The organism is Streptomyces sp. NPDC102462 (assembly GCF_044765425.1).
Lineage (GTDB): Bacteria > Actinomycetota > Actinomycetes > Streptomycetales > Streptomycetaceae > Streptomyces.
The window spans coordinates 1-18,971 of sequence record NZ_JBIWKB010000031.1 but is presented as its reverse complement, the minus strand read 5'-3'; the positions used below and the strand labels follow the sequence as shown (position 1 = coordinate 18,971).

The window sequence follows — 18,971 nt, the reverse complement described above, 5'->3', positions numbered from 1 at the left end:
CGTCGGAGCCGTTGCGTACGTTGCCCGACCCAGCATGGTCCGCGGCCGCACCCCGACGGAATGATCGATCAAGCAGGGATTAGGAACACGGGGGCATCAATCCCGTTGCCGGCCGGGACATAATGACCCCATGACGGTGGAGTCCCGGACCTTGCGCTACTTCGTCGCGGTGGCCGAGGAGCGCAACTTCACGCGCGCCGCGCAGCGGCTCGGCATCGCCGGCCCCGCGCTGTCCCGCGCGATCCAGGCGCTCGAAGCTGACCTCGGTGTGCGCCTGTTCGAGCGGACCACGCGCAGGGTGGAGGTGACGGAGCCCGGGGCGGTGCTGCTGGCGGGTGCGCGGCCCGCGCTCGAAGCCCTCGACGCGGCGGTCCTGCGCACCGCGCGGGCGGCGGCGCCGGACGGCAGGCTGCTGCTCGCCGTCAAGGCCGACGCCGACGGAGGACTGCTGGAGGACATCCTCGCCGCGGTGTCCACCGAGCCCGATGCCGAACCCGTGGCGGTGCGCCTGTGCGGCTGGGGCGAGCACATCGGGCTGCTGCGTTCGGGCGAGGCCGACGCGGCGCTGATGTTCGCGCCCCGTGACCGGGCCGGGATCGACACGGATGTCGTCGCGGTCGAACCGCACGTGGCCGCGCTGCCGGCCCGGCATGCCCTGGCCGGCTCCCGCCGGGTACGGCTGGCAGACCTGGGCGTCGGTTTCGACGAGGTCGACGACCAGGCGGAGCGTGCCATCGACGCGCAAGGGGTCCACGACCTCGCGCAGTTGCTCACCCTCGTCGGTCTCGGCGAGGCGACCACCGTCGTGCCCCGTTCGGTCGCCGCCGCCTATCCCCGGCCGGCCGTGGCCTACGTTCCGATCGAGGACTGCCCACCTGCCACGCTCGTCATCGCCTGGCCCGAGAACTCGCGCAGCCGGGGTGTGGCCGCGCTGGTACGCGCGGCGACCGCCGTCGCCTCCGCGCGCGGCATGGACGGCGCCGGCGCCCCCGACCCGCGTGCGGTGCGGCCCCGACGGACGGCCGGGGCGTAGCGCCGTGCGCGGGTCAGGGTGGTGAATCCGGTGCGCCGGGCCGGGCCGCCCGCGTGGCGCCGGCCACCCGCTGGGCCAGCTGGGCGAAGTGGCGTGCGGCCGGCAGGGGGTCGGGGGGCAGCACCACGGCGACGTCGCACCAGGCGATGTCGGTGATGACGGGAAACGCCAGGCCGGGGCGCGCGTAGAAGCGGGCCGCGGTGGCCGGCGTGATGGAGATGCCCCGTCCGGAGGCCACGGCCTGGAGTTCCGCCTCGAAGGTGGCCGCTTCATGGACCACCGGCGGGGCGCCGCCGCCGCGGTGGTCGAGCAGGAGCCAGTAGTCACGCCAGGTCCCGCTGCCGGGCGCGGCGACGATCGGCTGGTCGAGGAGGTCCGCGACGCTGACCTCGGTGCGCGCGGCGAGCGGGTGCAGGTCGGCGACGCAGGCCACCCGGGGTTCGCTGCGCAGGACGTGCAGTCGGGATCCGGGCGGCAGGTCGACCGGCGGGCGCAGCACGGCCACGTCGGTCGCGCCGGTGTCCAGGCCCGCCTCCGGAGAGCGGAAGTCGTATTCCTCGACATCGAGGGTGACGTCCGGGTATGTCTCGCGGAAGGCCCGCAGGATGGCGGGCATGTGATCGATGGCGGAGCCGATGAGGTGGCCCACGCGCACCCGTCCGACCAGACCGGACGCGATCCGCTCGGCCTGACGCATCGCCCCGTCGAAGCGCTCCAGTACGGCCCTGGCCTCGGCGAGGAACGTCTGCCCGTTCGGTGTGAGCGCCACCGAACGGGTCGAGCGCGCCAGCAGCCGGAAGCCCAACGCGTCCTCCAACTGGCGCACGGTCTGGCTCAACGTGGGCTGGGACAGGTGCAGTTGGGCGGCGGCACGGTTGAAGTGCAGCTCCGTGGCCACCGTCACGAAGGCCCGAAGATGCCGCAACTCAACATTCATCGACCGCACCAATGAATTCTATGGAAATTGCTATTTCTCTTCCAGCCCCCGCCGGCCCTAGCTTCTTTCCACAGGCGGCCGCCTCTGCCCTGGTCAACGCCCGCAGAAACGCCCACAGAAAGGGGCACCCCTCATGGATGTCCGTGCCGCATCGCCCTCGGACGCGACCCTCGCCCGCGGCCGCCACGCACTTCTGCACCAGTCCCCCGAGGCCGGCGACGAGATGCTGACCCTGGTCAAGGCCCGCGGCTCGCTGGTCTGGGACATCGACGGCCGCGAATACCTCGACTGCACCGCCCAGGCGTGGTCGAACAACCTCGGCGCGAACGACCCCCGGGTCGTGGAGGCGGCGGTGGAACAGCTGCGCCGTATCACCCACGCGAGGCCCACCTTCCACACGCCGGCCCTGCTGGAGCTCGCCGACCTGCTCGTCGGCATCGCCCCCGACGGGCTCGGACAGGTCGGGTTCACCCTGCACGGCTCGATGGCCGTGGAGATGGCACTCAAGCTGGCCCTGCGCAACCGGCCCGGAGCGCAGCACGTCCTGACCCTGCAGGACGGCTACCACGGCCGCTCACTGTCCACGATGGCCGCCAGCTGGCCGCACCCGGACAACGTCTTCGGCCCGCTCCAGCCCCGCTTCACCCGCGTCCCGCACCCCGACACCTATCGGCCCCGGCCCGGCCTCGACCCCGAGCAGGACGCGGAGCTGTGCCTGCACCTGCTGCGGGACACCCTCCGCAAGGGCGTGGACGGCAAGGTCGCCGCCCTCGTCTACGAACCCGTCCAGGGCAACGGCGGGCACATCGAGTTCCCCGCCGCCTGGCACGCCGGGCTGCGCCGGATCTGCGACGAGGAGGGCATCCTGCTGATCCTCGACGAGGTCCAGACGGGCCTCGGCCGCACCGGCAGCATGTGGGCCGCCCAGCACTACGGCATCCGGCCGGACATCCTCGTCTTCGGCAAGGGCGTCGGCGGCGGCTTCCCACTGGCGGGCGTCCTCGCCCATCGTGACCTGGAGCGCTTCGAACCCGGCGACGACCAGCTCACCTTCGGCCAGTTCCCGGTCGCCGTCGCCGCGGGTCTGGCCGCCGTACGCGCCATCGTCGAGGACCGGCTCCCCGAGCGTGCCGCCGAGCACGGCGCGTACGCCACCGGGCGGCTGCTGGAGATGCAGCGCCGCCACCCGCTGATCGGCGACGTACGCTGTCCCGGGCTGATGGTCTCCGTCGAACTGGTCACCGACCGCGTCACCAAGGAACCCGCCACGAAGGAAGCGCACCAGGTCTATCTGCGCGGCCTGGACCACGGCGTCATCTTCGGCGAGAGCCGCTACGCCGGCCTCGGCAACCTCATCAAGATCAAGCCGCCGCTCGACATCACCCGTGAACAGCTCTCGCACGCCCTCGATGTGCTGGACACCGTCCTGACCGAGATCGAGAGCGGTCAGGACTAGCGGAAGGAAGGTGCGCCTGCCATGGACACAAACCCAGCGGCCTCCGGCCCCCCGCACCTCGACGCCACCGCCCCGGCGGCCCCGGTCCCCGATGACGACAGCGACGACCTGAGCGCGCTGGGCTACCAGCAGAAGCTACGGCGCGGCATCGGCGGCTTCACCTCGTTCGCGCTGGCCTTCTCGATGGTGTCGATCAACACCGGCATCGTCACCCTCTTCGGCGACCCCTTCCACCGGGTCGGCGGCGTGGCCATCCTGCTGTGGCTCGCGGTCATCCCGCTGGTCTTCACCCTCGTCCTGGTCTACGCCCATCTGGCCGGTCGGATCCCGCTCACCGGCTACGCCTACCAGTGGTCCAGCCGGCTGGTCGGCCCGCACTTCGGCTGGTTCACCGGCTGGATCGCCCTCATGTCCTTCGTCGCCGGCACCGCGGCCACCGCGGCGGCCGTCGGCACCGTCTTCGCCCCCGAGATCTGGGACCAGCCGAGCCGCGGACAGGTACAGGCGCTGAGCATCGGCGTGACCCTCGTGGTCTGTCTGCTCAATGTGTTCGGCGTCCGCATCGCGGGCCTCGTCAACAACGTCGGCGCCTCCGTCGAACTGGTCGGAACCGTGCTGCTGGCGCTCGTGCTGGCCGCCGGCGCGCTCTTCGCCTTCCGCCACACCCAGGGCCCGGCCGTCCTCACCGACACCACCCCGGTCGGCGGCGGCTCCATCACGCTCACCGGCGTCGCCCTGGCCGCACTGCTGCCGGTGTACGTCCTGCTCGGCTGGGAGGGCGCGGCGGACCTGGCGGAGGAGACCACCGATCCGCGCCGGACCACCCCCCGGGCGATGATCCGCGCCGTCGCCGTATCCGGCGCCATGGGGCTGGTCGTCTTCGCGCTCCTCGCCATCGACCTGCCCACCGCACCGGCCGCCTTCCTCAGCGGGTCCGGCAATCCCGTGCTGCATCTCGTCGGTGCGCAGGTCGGCGGCGCCGCCCGTGCGGTCATGACGGTCGTGGCCTTCGCCTCGCTGTTCGCCTGCCTCATCGCGAACATGGCCGTCGCCACCCGTATGGTCTTCGCGCTCGGCCGGGACAAGATGCTGCCCGGCTCCACACTGCTGGCATCCGTCGGGCGGCGCACCGGCGCGCCCGTCGCGGCGATCCTCGTCATCACCGCCCTGGCGGTCGTCCTCAACCTGCTCAACGCCGGTCTGGTCGAGAAGATCTTCGCGATGGTGGGGCTCACCTATTACTGCACCTACGCGCTCACCCTGATCGCCACGGCGATCGCTCATCGCAAGGGCCGCATTCCGCCGGCTCCCGAAGGCGTGTTCGGCCTCGGGCGCCGGCTGTGGCCCACCCTCGTCATCGGTCTCCTCTGGTGCGCGACCGTCATCGTCGTCCTCACCGTCCCCGCGGAGAACAACCAGACCGCCCTGACCGTCGTCGTGGGCGCGGGTCTCGGCTTCGTCTGGTGGCTGCTCGTCCTGCGCCGGCGCATCGACGCCGGCCGGGCCGGGCCGCCCGTGGCGGCGGCGCCGTCGACGTCCGGCGGACTGATCGCGGATCAGGTCCCGGCGGACTCCCCCCGCCCACCCGTCTGACCCACCGGCGCGCCCACCCCCGGTCGGCCCCGCCATGTCACTGATCCCCGCCCCGCCCTCCGAACGCGAGGGCGGGCTTCCCGCCGTAGTGCGCGAACAGGTGCCCCCGCGTGGGCCGGCCTCGACAAGTGGGGCGCAGGTGTCACGCGGGTGTCGGTGGGGCCGGGGCGGCGGGCGGATGAGGGGGCGTGCTGTCGCCTTCGGTGTGGCGGGGACCGGGGCGGCGCGTGGGTGCGACACGCTCGTCGGGCGGGTCGGAGGAAGGCGGGCGATGGGTGCGGGACAAGACAGCGGCGGCACAGGGCGCGAGGCCGGGACGGTGGAGCAGCCGAACCTGCTCGCGCCGGTGGATGTGCCGGCGCTGTCGGTGCGGCTGTGGGTGCTGGTGGTGGCCACGGGCGTGCTGGCGGGACTCGCGGGTGCCGCGCTGATGGTGCTGCTGCACACGGCGGCGCACCTCACCTATGCCTACCGGTCGGGGAGTTTCCTGGCCGCGGTCGAGCGGGCCGGTGCCGCCCGCCGGGTGGTGGCCCTGGCCGCCGCCGGGGCGCTGGCCGGGACCGGTTGGTGGCTGCTGCGGCGGTGGACCGGGCCCGGTGGCTCGGAAGTGAGCACGGCGCTGTGGCGCGACGAGGGACACCTGCCGCTGCGGCGCAGCCTGGGCACCGCGGTGCTGTCCGTGGTGATCGTAGGCATGGGGGCGTCCCTGGGGCGGGAGGCGGCGCCGCGGCTGGCCGGCGCGGCACTGGCCTCCCGGCTGTCCGACTGGGCCCGCATCGACACCGCGCACCGCCGGCTGCTGGCGGCCTGCGGCGCCGGTGCCGGCATGGCCTGCGTGTACAACGTCCCGCTGGGCGGTGCGCTGCTGACCCTGGAGGTGATGCTGGGCGTCCTGTCGCTGCGGCTGGTGCTTGCCCGCCCTGGCCGCCTCGTGCACCGCCACCGCGGTCTCCTGGACCGTGCTCCCGACGGGGCCCACCTACCGGCTGCCCGAGGTGCCGCTGTCCGCTTCGCTGACCGTGTTCGCCGTGCTGATCGGGCCGTTGGCCGGACTGGTCGCGGTGGGCTGGGTGCGGATGGTCAGGATCGCGCACGCATGCCGTCCGACGGGGTGGCCGCTGCTGGTCGCGCCGCTGCTCGTGTTCACCGCGGTCGGCGCGCTGGCCGTCCCGTATCCGCAACTGCTCGGCAACGGCAAGGACATCGTCCAGCTCGCCCTCGGCGCCCAGCTCGCCGTCCCCGCCCTGGTGGCCCTGCTCTTCCTCAAACCGATCGCCACCGCCGGCAGCCTGGGCAGCGGGGCAAGCGGCGGGCTCTTCACGCCCACCGTCGCCACCGGGGCCCTGCTGGGCGCCCTCGCCGGGCAGGGCTGGATTCTCGCGTGGCCGGCTCCGGCCGCGGGCTTCGCGGTCATCGGGGCCGCCGCGGTCCTCGCCGCCGCGATGCAGGCCCCGGTCGCCGCCGTCGTCCTGATGCTGGAACTCACCCGCACCATCGACGCCCTGATGGTCCCCCTGCTGTTCGCGGTCACCGGCGCCGTGCTCGTCTCGCGCAGGCTCGACACCCCGTCCATCTATTCCGTGCGCCTCCCCGCCCAATGACGGCCGCCCCGCGCGGCGGCCCGTGCCGGGTGGTCACTCGGCCGTCGTGACGGTGACTCCCGTGTCGGCGATGGCGGACAGCGCGTCCCCGGGGGCGCCCTTGCTGGTGACCAGGTGGTCGATGTCCGTGACCGGGCAGATCTTCGCGAAGGTGACCTTGCCGATCTTCGAGTGGTCCGCCAGCACGACGGTCCGGCTGCTGCTGTCGGCGAAGGCGCGGTCGGTCGCGGCCTCCAACTGGTCGTGTGTCGTGCAGCCGTGCGCGGTGCTGATTCCGTCGACGCCCAGGAACGTGATGTCCGTGTGGTGGTCGGCGAGGGTCTTCTCCGCTATGGGGCCGACGAGTTCGTAGCTCTTGGTGCGCGCGTAGCCGCCGACGACGACCAGGGTGACGTCCTGGTGCTGGACCATCTCGGCGGCGATGTTGACGGCGTTGGTCACGATGGTGAGCGGACCGCGCGCGGCGAGCACGCGCGCGACCTCGGTGACGGTGGTGCCGCCGGTCATCCCGACGACCGCGCCCACGGGCACCAGTTCGGCCGCGGCACGGGCGATGGCCTGCTTCTCCGGCCGCCAGTGCTCCGTACGGTGCTCGACCGGAAGCTCCAGCGCGGAGCTGCCGAGAACCGCCCCGCCATGGGTCCGGCGCAACAGGTTCCGGCCGCTGAGGTGTTGCAGATCGCGCCGGACGGTGGCGCCGGAGACGTTCAGCAGCCGGGACAGCTCGGTGACGTCGATGGCGCCGCGCGCTGAGACATGCTCAAGAATGCGCGCATGTCGCTCGGATTTCAGCATGGACCGAGCATAGACCCGGAGCCACCCCGGTCGGCCCGGGCATTTCGTCGGCAACCGCCTGCCGAAGTCTTTGCCCATTTGAACAAGATGCGCAAGTTCGATCTGTTGACATGACGATTGCTGCTCGGTTTACTCCATCCAACGCCAAGAATGAGCACCTGGCGCCAGAGGTACGCCCAGCCGGTAGCACGGTGCACGCGCCGTAAGTCCGGACACAGTCGCCAGGACGACCGCCTGACAGCGGGGCGTCCGAGGCGGGGACGTGCCCCCCATCATCTGGAGCTCGTGATGCCCTTCAACTCCCGTGCCCGGACCCGTGGGTTCACCGCGGCGGCGGTGGCCTCCGCCGCCGCCGTCGTCGGTCCCCTGCTGCTCGCCCCGCCCGCCGACGCCGCCCAGGCGGTGACGCCGCCCCCGGCGCACGCCGACTTCGACTACCAGATCGGCTCCCCCTACTCGCCGCCGCCCGGGGTGCGGGTCGTCAGCCGCGACCACACCGCCACACCCGCGGCCGGGCTCTACAACATCTGTTACGTCAACGCCTTCCAGGCCCAGCCGGGCGCCGAGAGCGAATGGGGCGACCTGCTGCTGCGGGACGCACGCGGCAACGTCGTCTACGACGAGGACTGGGGGGAGGCCATGCTGGACATCCGTACCGACGCCAAACGCAAACAGATCGCCGCCAAGGTCGACGCGTGGATCGACAACTGCGCGAGCAAGGGCTTCAACGCCGTCGAGCCGGACAATCTGGACACCTTCGACCGCGCGAGCCTGATCAGCGAGTCGAACGCGAAGGCGTACGTCAGGCTGCTCTCCGACCACGCCCACGCCAAGGGCCTGGCCATCGCGCAGAAGAACACCCCGGGTTTCTCCACGGACCGCGCGAGAACCGGACTCGACTTCGCCGTCGCCGAGGAGTGCGGCCAGTGGGACGAGTGCGGTGACTACACCGAGGGCTTCGGCGACAACGTCATCGTGATCGAGTACCAGGAGAAGGCCTTCACGAAGACGTGCGCCGAGTTCGGCGACCGGCTCAGCGTCGTCCTGCGCGATGTGAACGTCAGCGCACCCGGCGACCGCGGATACGTCCGCAAGACCTGCTGAGCGGGCCGCCCGCCGAAAGACCGGCGTCCCGGCCACCGGGTCCCCCGCCCGGGGCCGGGACCGCCTCCCGCTCCCCCTCCTCGGGGGAGCGCGCACCGTGCGCCCGGGGCTCCGCCGCCCGCCGCACGTGCACCGCCCGTCCACACCACCTGCCGTGCCGGAACGTGCCGCGCGTGACGCACCTCCCGCACCGCGTACTCATTGGGGGCTTCTGCCACATGACCGCAGCACAACAACCCACCGGGACCGGTCAGGGACCGACGCGCCGCACCGTCCTGCGCCGGGCCTCGGCCCTCGCGCTGGGCGCGGCGGCGGCTCCCCTGGCCGGTTGCGGCACACCGGGGGACGACGGCGTCGGGGCCGACGGGCGGGTCACGGTCGAGCTGTGGCACGGGCAGACGGACACCGGCCGCAAGACGATCGAGCGGCTGGTGTCCGAGTTCAACCGGACCCATCCCGGCATCAGGGTCGACGCCGGCGGCGGCGTGCTCGCCGACGCGATGCTGCAGAAGATCACCGCCGCGCTCGCGTCCGGCTCCTTCCCCGACGTCGCCTACGTCTTCGGCTCCGACCTGGCCAGCGTCGCGCGCAGCCCCTCGGTGGTCGACCTGACGGACATGGTCCGCTCAGGACCCGTGCCCTGGAAGGACTTCTGGGCGCCCGCGCGCGAGGCCGTCACCCTGAACGGACGGGTGCGCGCGGCGCCCGCGCTGCTCGACTCGCTCGCCGTCGTCTGCAACAAGAAGACGTTCCGGGACGCCGGAGTGCCGCTGCCCCGGGAGGGCTGGACCTGGCAGGAGTTCGTGGACACGGCCGACCGCCTCACCGACCGGCGGCGGGGCGTCTTCGGCACCGGCTGGCCCGGCGTCGGCGACGAGGACACCGTGTGGCGGCTGTGGCCGATGGTGTGGGATCTCGGCGGCGATGTCGTCGGCGAGGGCGGACGCCGGATCGGGTTCGCCGACGCCGGCGTCAAGGCGCTGGAGACGGTGGCGGAGCTGACCCGGGCGAAGAGCGTCTACGTCGACCCCAAGCCGGGCAGCGAGCAGATGTACCAGGTCTTCCTCTCCGGCCGGATGGGCATGGTCGTCACCGGGCCCTGGCAGCTGCCCGACGTGCAGCAGGCCGGCATCGACTACCACGTGGTGCCGCTGCCCAGCTACAGCGGCCGGCCCGTCACCATCTCCGGACCGGACACCTGGACCGTGTTCGATAACGGTCCGGCCCGGGTGCGGGCGGCCCGCACGTTCGTGTCCTGGCTGTCCCGCCCCGCACAGGACGTGCGCTGGGACATCCAGGCCGGCAGCCTCCCGCTGAGCCGCAGCACCCAGGCCCTTGCGGCGTGGCGGAAGCAGGAGTCACACACCGAGGGGCTGCGGGTGTTCACCCGGGCCCTGGACTCGGCCCGGGTGCGCGCGGTGCACCCCGCCTATCCACAGATCTCGCAGGCCCTCGGACAGGCCATCAGCGCCGTGCTGCTCGGCCGGAGTTCGCCCGCCGCGGCCATGCGCGACTGCGCGAAAGAGGCCAACGCCGCCCTGCTCATTCCGCGTTGAGAGGAACACCATGCCCCGCCTGCCCACTCCCCTCACCCTCGCGGACACGGACACCGGTCGAGCCCGGCGCACCGCCGGCCGCAAGCGCCCCGGCGCGGCGTCCGGCGCACCGCGCCGCCGCGGTCCGAGCCGGGAGACCACGACCGCCTGGGCGTTCGTCTCCCCGTCGGTCCTGGTCATCCTCGGGCTGAGCGTCGTACCCGTGGTCTGGTCGCTGCTGCTGTCCTTCCAGGCCGACGACCTCGTCACACCCAGCCGCTGGGTCGGCCTGGACAACTACCGGGCCCTCGTGCAGGACCCGCACTTCAGCCAGGCGGTGCGCAACACCCTGCTGTACACGGTGCTCTACGTCCCGCTGAGCATCGTCCTGGGACTGGCGCTGGCGCTCGCCCTGAACCAGCGGATCCGGCTGGTGGGCCTGTACCGCACGCTCATCTTCGTACCGTTCGTCGTCTCCGCGACGGCGCAGGGTGTGCTGTTCTCCTTCATCCTCGACCCGGAGTTCGGCGCGGCCAACTCCGTCCTGCACAAGCTCGGCATCTCAGCGCAGGGCTTCCTCACCGACCCCGGACAGGCCCTGCTCGCCCTGGTGGTGATCTCCCTGTGGAGCGGCACCGGGTTCTGTGTGGTGGTCACGCTCGCCGCGCTCCAGGACGTGCCGGTCTCCCTGATGGAGGCGGCCCGCCTCGACGGCGCGGGACGATGGCATCTGCTGCGCCATGTCACCCTGCCCGCGCTCGCCCCGGTGCTCAGCTTCCTCACGGTATGGCAGACCATCAACGCCCTGCAGGTCTTCGACCTGGTGTACGTGACGACCAAGGGCGGCCCGCTGGGCTCGACCACGGTCATCGTCTACTTCATCTGGGAACAGGCCTTCAAGAACTTCACGGCCGGCTACGGCGCGGCAGCCGCCTACGCCCTGGCGCTCGTCCTGCTCGTCCTCGGCGCACTCCCCCGGGTGGTGCGGGCCGTACGGAACCGGGCCCGCGCGAACCACCACCTCGAAGGAGCCGCACGATGACGGCCGCATCGCCCTCGCACTCCGCCCTGCACTCCGCTTCCGCGAGCCCCGCCGCCGCGCGGCCCGAGCGCCGTCTCAGGCTGCCGTTCCGGGCCTGGCATCTGCTGCTCGCGCCGCTGTCGCTGCTGTTCGCGATGCCGTTGATCTGGCTCGTGCTCAGCTCCGTCATGAGCGACGCGGAGATCAACCGCTTCCCGCCCGCCCTGTGGCCGTCGGGCATCGACCTGGGCGGCTACCGGTACGTCCTCGGCAACGCCATGTTCCCGCGCTGGTTCGCCAACTCGCTGATCGTGTCGCTGGTGGCGGTGGCGTCGAACCTGCTGCTGGGGTCGCTGGGCGGGTACGCGTTCGCCCGGATGCGGTTCGCCGGTTCCCGGCTGCTGCTCGCCCTGATGCTGGGCACGATGGTGATCCCGTTCCAGCTGACGATGATCCCGACGTTCCTGGTGATGAAGCGGCTGGGGCTGATCGACACCCTGGGCGCGCTGATCGTGCCGTCGCTGGTCACCCCGTTCGCGGTGTTCCTGCTGCGCCAGTTCTTCCTGTCCCTGCCCAGGGAGCTGGAGGAGGCCGCGTGGCTGGACGGCTGCTCGCGGCTGCGGGTGCTCTTCCGCATCGTGCTGCCGCTGTCCCGGCCCGCGCTGAGCACGGTGGCGGTGCTGACGTTCCTCACCACGTGGAACGACCTGTCCTGGCCGCTGATCGCCATCAACCACGACACCCAGTACACGTTGCAACTGGGTCTGACGACCTTCCAGGGGCAGCACCACACCAAGTGGTCGGCGGTCATGGCGGGCAACGTCATCACCGTCCTGCCGGTCCTGCTCGCGTTCCTGTTCGCCCAGAAGTCGTTCATCCAGTCGATCACATCCAGCGGCCTGAAGGGCTGACCCCGCACTCACGGCAACCCACCCGACCCACGTCGCACATGCCCCCCTCGGACTCGTATCTCACAGGAAGCCGTATGCCGCACTCCTTCGACCTGCTCGTCATCGGGGACGCCAATCCCGATGTCGTTCTCGGCCCGCTCGATGCCCCGCTCTCCTTCGGACAGCGCGAGCAACTCGTCGGCACCGGGCTGCTCACCCTCGGCGGCTCGGCCGCGATCATGGCGTGCGGGGCCGCCCGGCTCGGACTGACGGTCGCCTTCGCCGGACGCGTCGGCGACGACGACGCTGGCCGCTTCATGCGGACCGCGCTGGAGGAACGGGGCGTGGACACCACCGCGCTGCGCGTCGACCCCGAACTGCCCACCCCGCTCACCGCGGTCCTCACCCGGCCGGACGGCGACCGTGCGATCGTCACCTCGCCCGGCACCCTCGCCGCCACCGGCCCTGAGGACGTGCCCGAGTCCCTGCTCACCGCGAGCCGGCACGTCCACGCCGCCTCCTACTTCCTGCTCCCCCGGCTGGCCGCCGCGCTGCCCGGCCTGTTCGCCACGGCCCGCGCGCACGGCGCCACCACCTCCCTCGACACCAACGACGACCCCGCGGGCACCTGGGACCCGGACGGTGTGGCCGCCGTGCTCGCCGTCACCGACTTCCTGCTGCCCAACGCGCAGGAGGCGCTGGCCCTGGCCGCCGCCGGCGGCACACCCGCCGACACCCCCGCCACGGCCGCCGCCGCACTCGCGGCGCGCGGTCCGCTCGTGGCCGTCAAGAACGGCGCGGACGGCGCGCTCGCCCACGACGGCCGCACCCTGCTCGGCACGCCGGGCACCCCCGCCCGGCCGCTGGACACGGTCGGCGCCGGAGACAGCTTCGACGCGGGCTTCGTCGCCGCGCACCTGCGCGGCCTGCCCACCGCCGACGCCCTTCACCTCGCCGCGGCCTGCGGCGCCCTGTCGACCCGGGCGCACGGGGGCACCGGCGCCCAGGCCACCTGGGACGAAGCCCTGGCCGTACTCGCTCGGAACGGAAAGAACCTCTGATGACCCTCACCGCCCCGAAGATCGCGTTCATCGGCGCCGGCAGCGTCGTATTCACCCAGGGCCTGCTCGCCGACCTGCTGGCCTTCCCCGAACTGCAGGGCGCGCACATCGCGCTGCACGACATCGACGCCGAACGGCTCGCCACCGCCGAGGGCGCCGCCCGGCAGATCGCGGACCGCCTCACCGGCGGCGGCACGGCACGGCCGCGGGTCACCGCGCACGCCGAGCGCCGCGCCGCGCTCGCGGACGCCGACTTCGTGATCAACATCGTCCAGGTGGGGATGCGCGCCGCCACCCGCACCGACTTCGACGTCCCCGCCCGCTACGGGCTGCGGCAGACCATCGGCGACACCCTCGGCGTCGGCGGCATCTTCCGCGCGCTGCGCACCTTCCCGGTGCTGAAGTCGCTGGCCGAGGACATCGCCGAGGTCTGCCCCGACGCCTGGCTGCTCAACTACACCAATCCGATGGCCATGAACATCCAGTACCTGACCCAGGCCACCGGCCTGACCCGGGTGGTCGGCCTGTGCCACTCGGTGTACTGGACCGTCCACGACCTGGCCGAACTGCTCGGCGTCCCCCACCAGGAGGTCACCTACCGCGCCGCCGGCGTCAACCACCAGGCATGGGTGCTGCGCCTGGAACACCAGGGCAGCGACCTGTACCCGCGGCTCGACAAACTGATCGCGGACGACCCGGAACTGCGCCGGCGGGTCCGCGTCGACATGTACCGGCGGCTCGGCTACTACCCGACGGAGACCAGCGAGCACTCCTCCGAGTACGTCCCCTGGTATCTGCACCACGACAGCGAGGTGGAGCGGCTGCGGCTGCCGATCGGGGCCTACCTCGGCATCGTCGACGAGAACATCGCGGCCTACGAGCACACCCGCGACGCGCTCGCCGAGGGCACACCGCTCACCGTGGAGGGCACCATGGAGTACGCCCCGCAGATCATCCACAGCATCACCACGGGCACCCCGCGCACGGTGTACGGCAACGTCCCCAACCACGGGCTCATCGACAACCTCCCCGCCACCGGGACCGTCGAGGTGCCCTGCCTCGTCGACGGTCTGGGCGTCCAGCCCACCCGGGTGGGTGCGCTGCCCGCCCAGTGCGCGGCGCTCAACCGCTCCTATCTGAGCATGAACGACCTGGTGGTGCGGGCCGCGCTGGAGGACGACCCGCGGTCGATCCGGCAGGCCGCCATGGCGGACCCGGCGACCGCCGCCGCCCTGCCGGTCGAACGCATCTGGGACCTGTGCGACGACATGGTCCGCGCCCACGCGGATCTGCTCCAGCCCGGGCTGCGCGCCACCCTCGGACACTGAGCCCGCCGGGGCAGCCACCCCTGCCCCGGCGGGCTCAGTCCCCAACTGCCCGGCCCCCGCCCCCACTTACCGAGGAGGTACTTCCATGGCCCAGGTGACGCTGGCTCTCATCGGTGCCGGTCTGCGCGGCATGACCTACGCCCGGCACGCGGTGGCCACCGGGACCGCGCGCGTCACCGCCGTCGCCGAACCGGACCCGCGGCGGCGGGCCCGCGCGGCGGCCGAGTTCGGCATCCCGCCGGACCGGACCTACCCCGACTGGCGCGCGGCCGTGCGGGACGGACGGCTCGCCGACGCCTGCATCGTCGCCACCCAGGACCGCGAGCACACCGAACCGGCGGTCGCGCTCGCCGACCTCGGCCACCACATCCTGCTGGAGAAGCCCATGGCGACCGACGAGGCGGAGGCCACGGCGATCGCGGAGGCCGCGCGGCGAGGCGGCGTCCTGCTGGCCGTGTGCCATGTGCTGCGGTACACCCCGTACACCCGCTTCCTCAAGGGGCTGCTGGACGACGGCCGGATCGGGGACGTCGTCAGCGTCCAGCACCTGGAACCGGTCGGCTGGTGGCACCAGGCGCACTCGTTCGTACGCGGCAACTGGCGCCGGCAGGACACCTCGGCCCCGATGCTGCTCACCAAGTCGTGCCACGACATCGACTGGCTGGTCCACCTGTTCGGGCAGCTCCCGCGGCGGGTGAGTTCCTTCGGCAGCCTGACGCACTTCCGTCCCGAGGCCGCGCCGGCGGGAGCCGCGGCGCGCTGCGTCGACTGCGCGGTGGAGCCCACCTGCCCGTACTCGGCCGAGCGGCTGTATCTGAGCTGCCTGGGCGATCCGGAGCGGGAGTTCTGGCCGCTGTCGGCCGTGACCGACGACCACACCGAGGCGGGGGTGCGCAAGGCGCTGCAGACCGGGCCCTACGGGCGGTGTGTGTACGCGTGCGACAACGACGTCGTCGACCACCAGGTGGTCACCATGGAGTTCGCCTCCGGCGCCACCTGCTCCTTCACCATGAGCGCCTTCACCCCCATGGAACAGCGCCGCACCCGGATCCTCGGGACGCACGGCTTCCTGGACGGCGACGGCGAGACGCTGCGGCTGGTCGACTTCCGCGACGGCTCCGAGCAGGTGGTCGGCCCGCACACCCACGTGCCCGAGCCGGCCGCCGGGGCCGCGGCACAGGCGGGGCCGAGCGCGCGGGACGGGCACGGCGGCGGGGACGAGGCGCTGACCGAGGCGTTCCTGGCCGCCGTGGCGACCGGCGACGCCTCGCTGCTGCTGTCCGACGCGGCGGAGAGCCTGGCCACCCACCAGGTGGTGTGGGCGGCGGAACGAGCCCGCACCACCGGCACCGTCGTCGAACTCCCGGCAGCGCTCGGCGCGGCATGAGGGCGTACGGGGGCCATGCGCGGGCTGCGGGCCGCGGTCCCGCGGGGCCGACGTCAGGAGGGTGCCAATAACCGGGGTCAGGGGTGGTCCGGAGCCGGTGGGCGGAGGTGTGATGGAGGCGGTTCGCGTGGAGGTTCGCCGGCCGGGGTCCGGTCGGCGGGTGCAGAACGGTGGTGCCGATGTCCGAGTCCCGCCCGCCCTCGGGCGCCCGTGTCGTGGTGGGGGTCAGCGGCTCACCGGGGAGTCTGGCCGCCCTGGTCCGAGCTGCCGACGAGGCGCGGCGCCGGGGAGCCGAACTCTGGCCGGTGCTGGCCTGGCAGCCGCCCGGCGGTGACCTCGCCTGCCGCAGATCCCCGGCCGCCTCCCTGCTCCCCGAGGACTGGGAACGGCTGGCCCGGGAGCGGCTGGAGGCCGCGCTGCGCGAGGCGTTCGACGGTACGGGCCCGGGGCTGCCCGGGCCCGCGCTCGTCGCCCGGGGCCTGCCGGGTCCGGTGCTGGTGCGGACCGCCGACCGGGACACCGACCTGCTGGTGATCGGCGCCGGACAGCGCGGGCCGCTACACCGGGCGCTGTGGCCCTCGGTGGGCCGCCACTGCCTCGCCCACGCCGGCTGCCCTGTCCTCGCGGTGCCGCCCTCGCCCCTTGAGGCGGCGCTGGCGCGGGTCCACCGCCGCAACGCCTGGCGGCTGCCGCTGCACACCGGGCATCTGCGACGGGAGTTCGAGGCCGTACCGCCGGACCGGAGCACGCCCGGGTAGCCCTCCGCCCGCCACGCCGCGCGCCACCATCGGCCGCTATAGGCCGCGCGCCACCACCTCCGGCCGCCGTGGGCCGCGCCACCACCGGCCGCTGTAGACCGCGCGCCACCACCTCCGGCCGCCGTGGGCCGCGTGCCACCACCGGCCGCTGTAGGCCGCGCGCCACCGCCTCCGGCCGCCGTGGGCCGCGTGCCGCCGCCGGCGCGGCCCCGCCGACAGGGCCGACGCCGGTGCGGGGCGGCGCGGCCCCCCGTCCCGCGCCACCGGGCTGCGCCCAGCCTGCCATCCGGGCGTCCGGCCGCCCTGGGCGTGGAGCGCACTCGGCTTGGCGTGCAGCGCACTTTGCGGGGGCGCCGTCCACCGGGGACCATCGTGGACGCGACCGCGGCGGGCCCGCGCCTGCCGCGCGCCGCAGCCACCTGACACGGCGTCACCCGGGAGAAGAATGCTCACCACAGTGCTGGACACCGCCCGGGTACGGCCCGCCGACCGGACGGCGGCCTGGACCGAGGTCACGGGCCTCGCCCTGGTGACCACCCTCATCAACTTCCGCGCCCGGGAACCCGAGCAGGTGAGCGCCCGGATCCAGACGCTGGCGCTCGGTCCCGTCCAGCTGTCGGTGATGTCCTACTCGCCGCTGTCGTCGCGGCGCACCGCCCGACTCATCCGGCAGTCCGACCCTGAGCTGTACCAGCTCGGGCTGACCGTCTCGGGCCAGCAGGAGATCGAACAGGCCAGGTCGAGCGCCGCGCTCGGCGCCGGCGACCTGGTGCTGTACGACAGCTCCCGGCCGTTCACCGCCGTCTCGGGCCCCTCGCCCGCCGGGACGCGGACCCTGCTGCTCCAGTTCCCCAGGAGGCTCGTGCCACTGCCGGACAAGGACGTGGCGCCGCTGTGCGGGACGGTCTTGAACGGCCGAACGGGCGTGGGGCGGCTGCTGAGTCTGATGCTCACCGGTCTGGTGGAGACCCACGGCGATCTCACCCCGGGCGACACCGTCCGGCTGGGCAACACCGCGGTCGACCTGACAGCGGCGCTGCTCGCCCACCACGGCGGACGGCAGGACGTGCTTCCGGCCGAGTCGCGGCAGCGTGCGCTGTTCGAGGAGATCAGCGCGTTTCTCGTCGCCCATCTGCACGATCCCGGTCTGAAGCCGGACACGGTGGCGGCCGCGCACTTCATCTCCACCCGCTATCTGCACCGCGTGTTCCAGCAACACGGCATCACGGTGGGCGAGTTCGTCCGGCAGCAGCGGCTCGCCCGTTGCCGGCGGGACCTGGCGGACCCGGCGCAGCGGGCGGTTCCCGTCGCGGTCATCGGGGCGCGCTGGGGCTATCCGGCGCCGTCCGACTTCACCCGCGCCTTCCGCACCGCCATGGGAATGACCCCGACCGAGTACCGCGCCACCGCCCAGCCGCCGGGCGAACCCGCCGAGCCCCACGACCGCTGACCTCCGACGCGTCCCCCTCCGTCACCGGGCCCGAGGCGAGCGTCCACCGGGGGTGCCGCTCCGTCCGGGCGAACCAGGTCCGCCTGACTCCGTCGCGAAGCCGGCCCCTGCTACGGAGGGCACGTCTCTCGGCACCGAGACCGAGCCCGGCCGGCAGCCACCCGGCCGGACGGCGTGGCGACGGGCGGCGTGGCGACGGGCGGCGATGTGGCAGGCGGTTGTGCAGGCGGCGGTGAGCCGTCGCTGACGCGGCGGGGTGAGTCGCGGGGACAGACCTCTCGCGAACCCACCCCGGCAGGCCCAACCCCGGCCTCGCCCCACCCCGGTGTGCGGATGGCGGTGAGCCGTTGCCGACGCGGTCCGTTGACTCGCGAGGACGGACCCCTCGCGAACCCGCTCACCCCGGCACGCCAAGGCTCGACCTCGCCCCACCAGCGGCGTTCCACTCCGAAGACCACGCGGCCCCGCCCGGGGGAACCCCGCATCACACTCCGCGGCGCCCCGCCGGACGCGGACAACGGATGGCATCCGGCATCAGACCACACGCCCCGCCGGACACCACCCGCCCCCAACCACACGACCCCGCCCAACACGACCCACACCAGACCACGCGCCCCCGCCGGAGACGACCCGCACCAGACCACGCGACCCCGTCGGAGGCGACCCGGGTCAGACCACGCGCCCCCCACCAAACGCCACCCGCACCAGACCACGAACCCCGCCCAACGCGACCCGCACCAGACCAGGCGACCCCGCCGGAGACGACCCGCACCAGACCACGCGCCCCCCACCAAACGCCACCCGCACCAGACCACGAACCCCGCCCAACGCGACCCGCACCAGACCAGGCGACCCCGCCGGAGGCGACCCGGGTCAGAGGGCTTCTCGAAACCGAATGTGCAGCTTGGGGTTCCGTACGGGTGTGCTGTTCAGGTGATTGTGGCTGCGCGGGGGCATGAAGGCAGGGCCTCTCGGTAGCACAGAGGGTGTCTACGCCACTGCTCACCAGGAGGCCCTGTTGC

At 73.0% G+C, this 18,971-nt stretch carries 16 protein-coding genes and 1 pseudogene; 14 read left to right on the top strand and 3 right to left on the bottom strand.

The genetic code is table 11. From position 1 onward, the window contains the following. Positions 1 to 130: 130 nt before the first annotated feature. Positions 131 to 1,033 carry a LysR family transcriptional regulator gene (locus ACIRFL_RS25190; RefSeq protein ID WP_404032433.1) on the top strand — a complete coding sequence of 301 codons (903 nt, stop codon included), beginning with the start codon at positions 131 to 133 and terminating at the stop codon, positions 1,031 to 1,033. 13 nt (positions 1,034 to 1,046) lie between these two features. On the opposite strand, the gene ACIRFL_RS25185 is transcribed toward ACIRFL_RS25190, so the two are convergent. Further along, positions 1,047 to 1,970 carry a LysR family transcriptional regulator gene (locus tag ACIRFL_RS25185; protein WP_404032430.1) on the bottom strand — a complete coding sequence of 308 codons (924 nt, stop codon included), beginning with the start codon at positions 1,968 to 1,970 and terminating at the stop codon, positions 1,047 to 1,049. Positions 1,971 to 2,103: 133 nt separating this feature from the next. Here ACIRFL_RS25185 and ACIRFL_RS25180 point away from each other — a divergent pair, with 133 nt between their 5' ends. Beyond that, positions 2,104 to 3,426, top strand: coding sequence for an aspartate aminotransferase family protein (locus tag ACIRFL_RS25180; RefSeq protein ID WP_404032427.1), 1,323 nt, complete (start codon positions 2,104 to 2,106; stop codon positions 3,424 to 3,426). 21 nt (positions 3,427 to 3,447) lie between these two features. Further along, positions 3,448 to 5,019 (top strand): APC family permease, encoded by a 1,572-nt coding sequence (locus ACIRFL_RS25175; RefSeq protein WP_404032424.1) that lies wholly within the window; start codon positions 3,448 to 3,450, stop codon positions 5,017 to 5,019. 468 nt (positions 5,020 to 5,487) lie between these two features. Here the strand turns inward: ACIRFL_RS25175 and ACIRFL_RS25170 are convergent, their stop codons facing one another. Next, a complete protein-coding gene (locus ACIRFL_RS25170) occupies positions 5,488 to 5,715 on the bottom strand; it encodes a hypothetical protein (RefSeq protein ID WP_404032421.1) in 228 nt (75 codons plus the stop codon). Between ACIRFL_RS25170 and ACIRFL_RS25165 the strand changes: the two are divergent. Then, positions 5,627 to 5,872, top strand: a pseudogene (locus ACIRFL_RS25165) (chloride channel protein); the annotation flags it as partial. The gene ACIRFL_RS25170 and the pseudogene ACIRFL_RS25165 sit on opposite strands and share 89 nt — an antisense overlap. A 58-nt stretch (positions 5,873 to 5,930) precedes the next feature. After that, on the top strand, positions 5,931 to 6,620 hold the full coding sequence (locus ACIRFL_RS25160) for a chloride channel protein (RefSeq protein WP_404032418.1): 690 nt from the start codon (positions 5,931 to 5,933) through the stop codon (positions 6,618 to 6,620). 33 nt (positions 6,621 to 6,653) lie between these two features. On the opposite strand, the gene ACIRFL_RS25155 is transcribed toward ACIRFL_RS25160, so the two are convergent. Beyond that, a complete protein-coding gene (locus ACIRFL_RS25155; RefSeq protein ID WP_404032415.1) occupies positions 6,654 to 7,415 on the bottom strand; it encodes a DeoR/GlpR family DNA-binding transcription regulator in 762 nt (253 codons plus the stop codon). A 288-nt stretch (positions 7,416 to 7,703) separates the two neighbouring features. On the opposite strand from ACIRFL_RS25155, the gene ACIRFL_RS25150 reads away from it, so the two are divergent. The 9 genes from ACIRFL_RS25150 to ACIRFL_RS25110 all read left to right on the top strand — a co-directional run bounded on the left by ACIRFL_RS25150 (position 7,704) and on the right by ACIRFL_RS25110 (position 17,949). Then, complete coding sequence (locus ACIRFL_RS25150) at positions 7,704 to 8,519, top strand: endo alpha-1,4 polygalactosaminidase (RefSeq protein WP_404032412.1); 816 nt, start codon at positions 7,704 to 7,706, stop codon at positions 8,517 to 8,519. 218 nt (positions 8,520 to 8,737) lie between these two features. Beyond that, the gene (locus ACIRFL_RS25145; protein ID WP_404032410.1) at positions 8,738 to 10,075 is read left to right on the top strand and encodes an ABC transporter substrate-binding protein; all 1,338 of its coding nucleotides are present in this window, start codon (positions 8,738 to 8,740) and stop codon (positions 10,073 to 10,075) included. 10 nt (positions 10,076 to 10,085) lie between these two features. Beyond that, positions 10,086 to 11,096 carry a carbohydrate ABC transporter permease gene (locus tag ACIRFL_RS25140; RefSeq protein ID WP_404032407.1) on the top strand — a complete coding sequence of 337 codons (1,011 nt, stop codon included), beginning with the start codon at positions 10,086 to 10,088 and terminating at the stop codon, positions 11,094 to 11,096. Continuing rightward, on the top strand, positions 11,093 to 11,986 hold the full coding sequence (locus ACIRFL_RS25135) for a carbohydrate ABC transporter permease (protein WP_404032403.1): 894 nt from the start codon (positions 11,093 to 11,095) through the stop codon (positions 11,984 to 11,986). The genes ACIRFL_RS25140 and ACIRFL_RS25135 overlap by 4 nt, the downstream gene beginning before the upstream one ends. A gap of 74 nt (positions 11,987 to 12,060) precedes the next feature. Continuing rightward, complete coding sequence (locus tag ACIRFL_RS25130) at positions 12,061 to 13,026, top strand: carbohydrate kinase family protein (protein WP_404032401.1); 966 nt, start codon at positions 12,061 to 12,063, stop codon at positions 13,024 to 13,026. Next, a complete protein-coding gene (locus tag ACIRFL_RS25125) occupies positions 13,026 to 14,354 on the top strand; it encodes an alpha-glucosidase/alpha-galactosidase (protein WP_404032399.1) in 1,329 nt (442 codons plus the stop codon). Before ACIRFL_RS25130 ends, ACIRFL_RS25125 begins: the two co-directional genes overlap by 1 nt. A gap of 85 nt (positions 14,355 to 14,439) precedes the next feature. Beyond that, the gene (locus ACIRFL_RS25120) at positions 14,440 to 15,741 is read left to right on the top strand and encodes a Gfo/Idh/MocA family protein (protein ID WP_404032395.1); all 1,302 of its coding nucleotides are present in this window, start codon (positions 14,440 to 14,442) and stop codon (positions 15,739 to 15,741) included. Positions 15,742 to 15,920: 179 nt separating this feature from the next. After that, positions 15,921 to 16,499 (top strand): universal stress protein, encoded by a 579-nt coding sequence (locus ACIRFL_RS25115; RefSeq protein WP_404032392.1) that lies wholly within the window; start codon positions 15,921 to 15,923, stop codon positions 16,497 to 16,499. Positions 16,500 to 16,944: 445 nt separating this feature from the next. Then, positions 16,945 to 17,949 carry a helix-turn-helix domain-containing protein gene (locus ACIRFL_RS25110; RefSeq protein WP_404032389.1) on the top strand — a complete coding sequence of 335 codons (1,005 nt, stop codon included), beginning with the start codon at positions 16,945 to 16,947 and terminating at the stop codon, positions 17,947 to 17,949. The last annotated feature ends 1,022 nt before the right edge of the window (positions 17,950 to 18,971 follow it).

Excerpts from the sequence above, each read along its gene's own strand:
- ACIRFL_RS25190 (WP_404032433.1), top strand. The coding sequence starts at position 131 with ATGACGGTGGAGTCCCGGACCTTGCGCTACTTCGTCGCGGTGGCCGAG.
- ACIRFL_RS25185 (WP_404032430.1), bottom strand. The coding sequence starts at position 1,970 with ATGAATGTTGAGTTGCGGCATCTTCGGGCCTTCGTGACGGTGGCCACG.
- ACIRFL_RS25180 (WP_404032427.1), top strand. The coding sequence starts at position 2,104 with ATGGATGTCCGTGCCGCATCGCCCTCGGACGCGACCCTCGCCCGCGGC.
- ACIRFL_RS25175 (WP_404032424.1), top strand. The coding sequence starts at position 3,448 with ATGGACACAAACCCAGCGGCCTCCGGCCCCCCGCACCTCGACGCCACC.
- ACIRFL_RS25170 (WP_404032421.1), bottom strand. The coding sequence starts at position 5,715 with ATGCCTACGATCACCACGGACAGCACCGCGGTGCCCAGGCTGCGCCGC.
- ACIRFL_RS25155 (WP_404032415.1), bottom strand. The coding sequence starts at position 7,415 with ATGCTGAAATCCGAGCGACATGCGCGCATTCTTGAGCATGTCTCAGCG.
- ACIRFL_RS25150 (WP_404032412.1), top strand. The coding sequence starts at position 7,704 with ATGCCCTTCAACTCCCGTGCCCGGACCCGTGGGTTCACCGCGGCGGCG.
- ACIRFL_RS25145 (WP_404032410.1), top strand. The coding sequence starts at position 8,738 with ATGACCGCAGCACAACAACCCACCGGGACCGGTCAGGGACCGACGCGC.
- ACIRFL_RS25140 (WP_404032407.1), top strand. The coding sequence starts at position 10,086 with ATGCCCCGCCTGCCCACTCCCCTCACCCTCGCGGACACGGACACCGGT.
- ACIRFL_RS25135 (WP_404032403.1), top strand. The coding sequence starts at position 11,093 with ATGACGGCCGCATCGCCCTCGCACTCCGCCCTGCACTCCGCTTCCGCG.
- ACIRFL_RS25130 (WP_404032401.1), top strand. The coding sequence starts at position 12,061 with ATGCCGCACTCCTTCGACCTGCTCGTCATCGGGGACGCCAATCCCGAT.
- ACIRFL_RS25125 (WP_404032399.1), top strand. The coding sequence starts at position 13,026 with ATGACCCTCACCGCCCCGAAGATCGCGTTCATCGGCGCCGGCAGCGTC.
- ACIRFL_RS25120 (WP_404032395.1), top strand. The coding sequence starts at position 14,440 with ATGGCCCAGGTGACGCTGGCTCTCATCGGTGCCGGTCTGCGCGGCATG.
- ACIRFL_RS25115 (WP_404032392.1), top strand. The coding sequence starts at position 15,921 with ATGTCCGAGTCCCGCCCGCCCTCGGGCGCCCGTGTCGTGGTGGGGGTC.
- ACIRFL_RS25110 (WP_404032389.1), top strand. The coding sequence starts at position 16,945 with ATGCTCACCACAGTGCTGGACACCGCCCGGGTACGGCCCGCCGACCGG.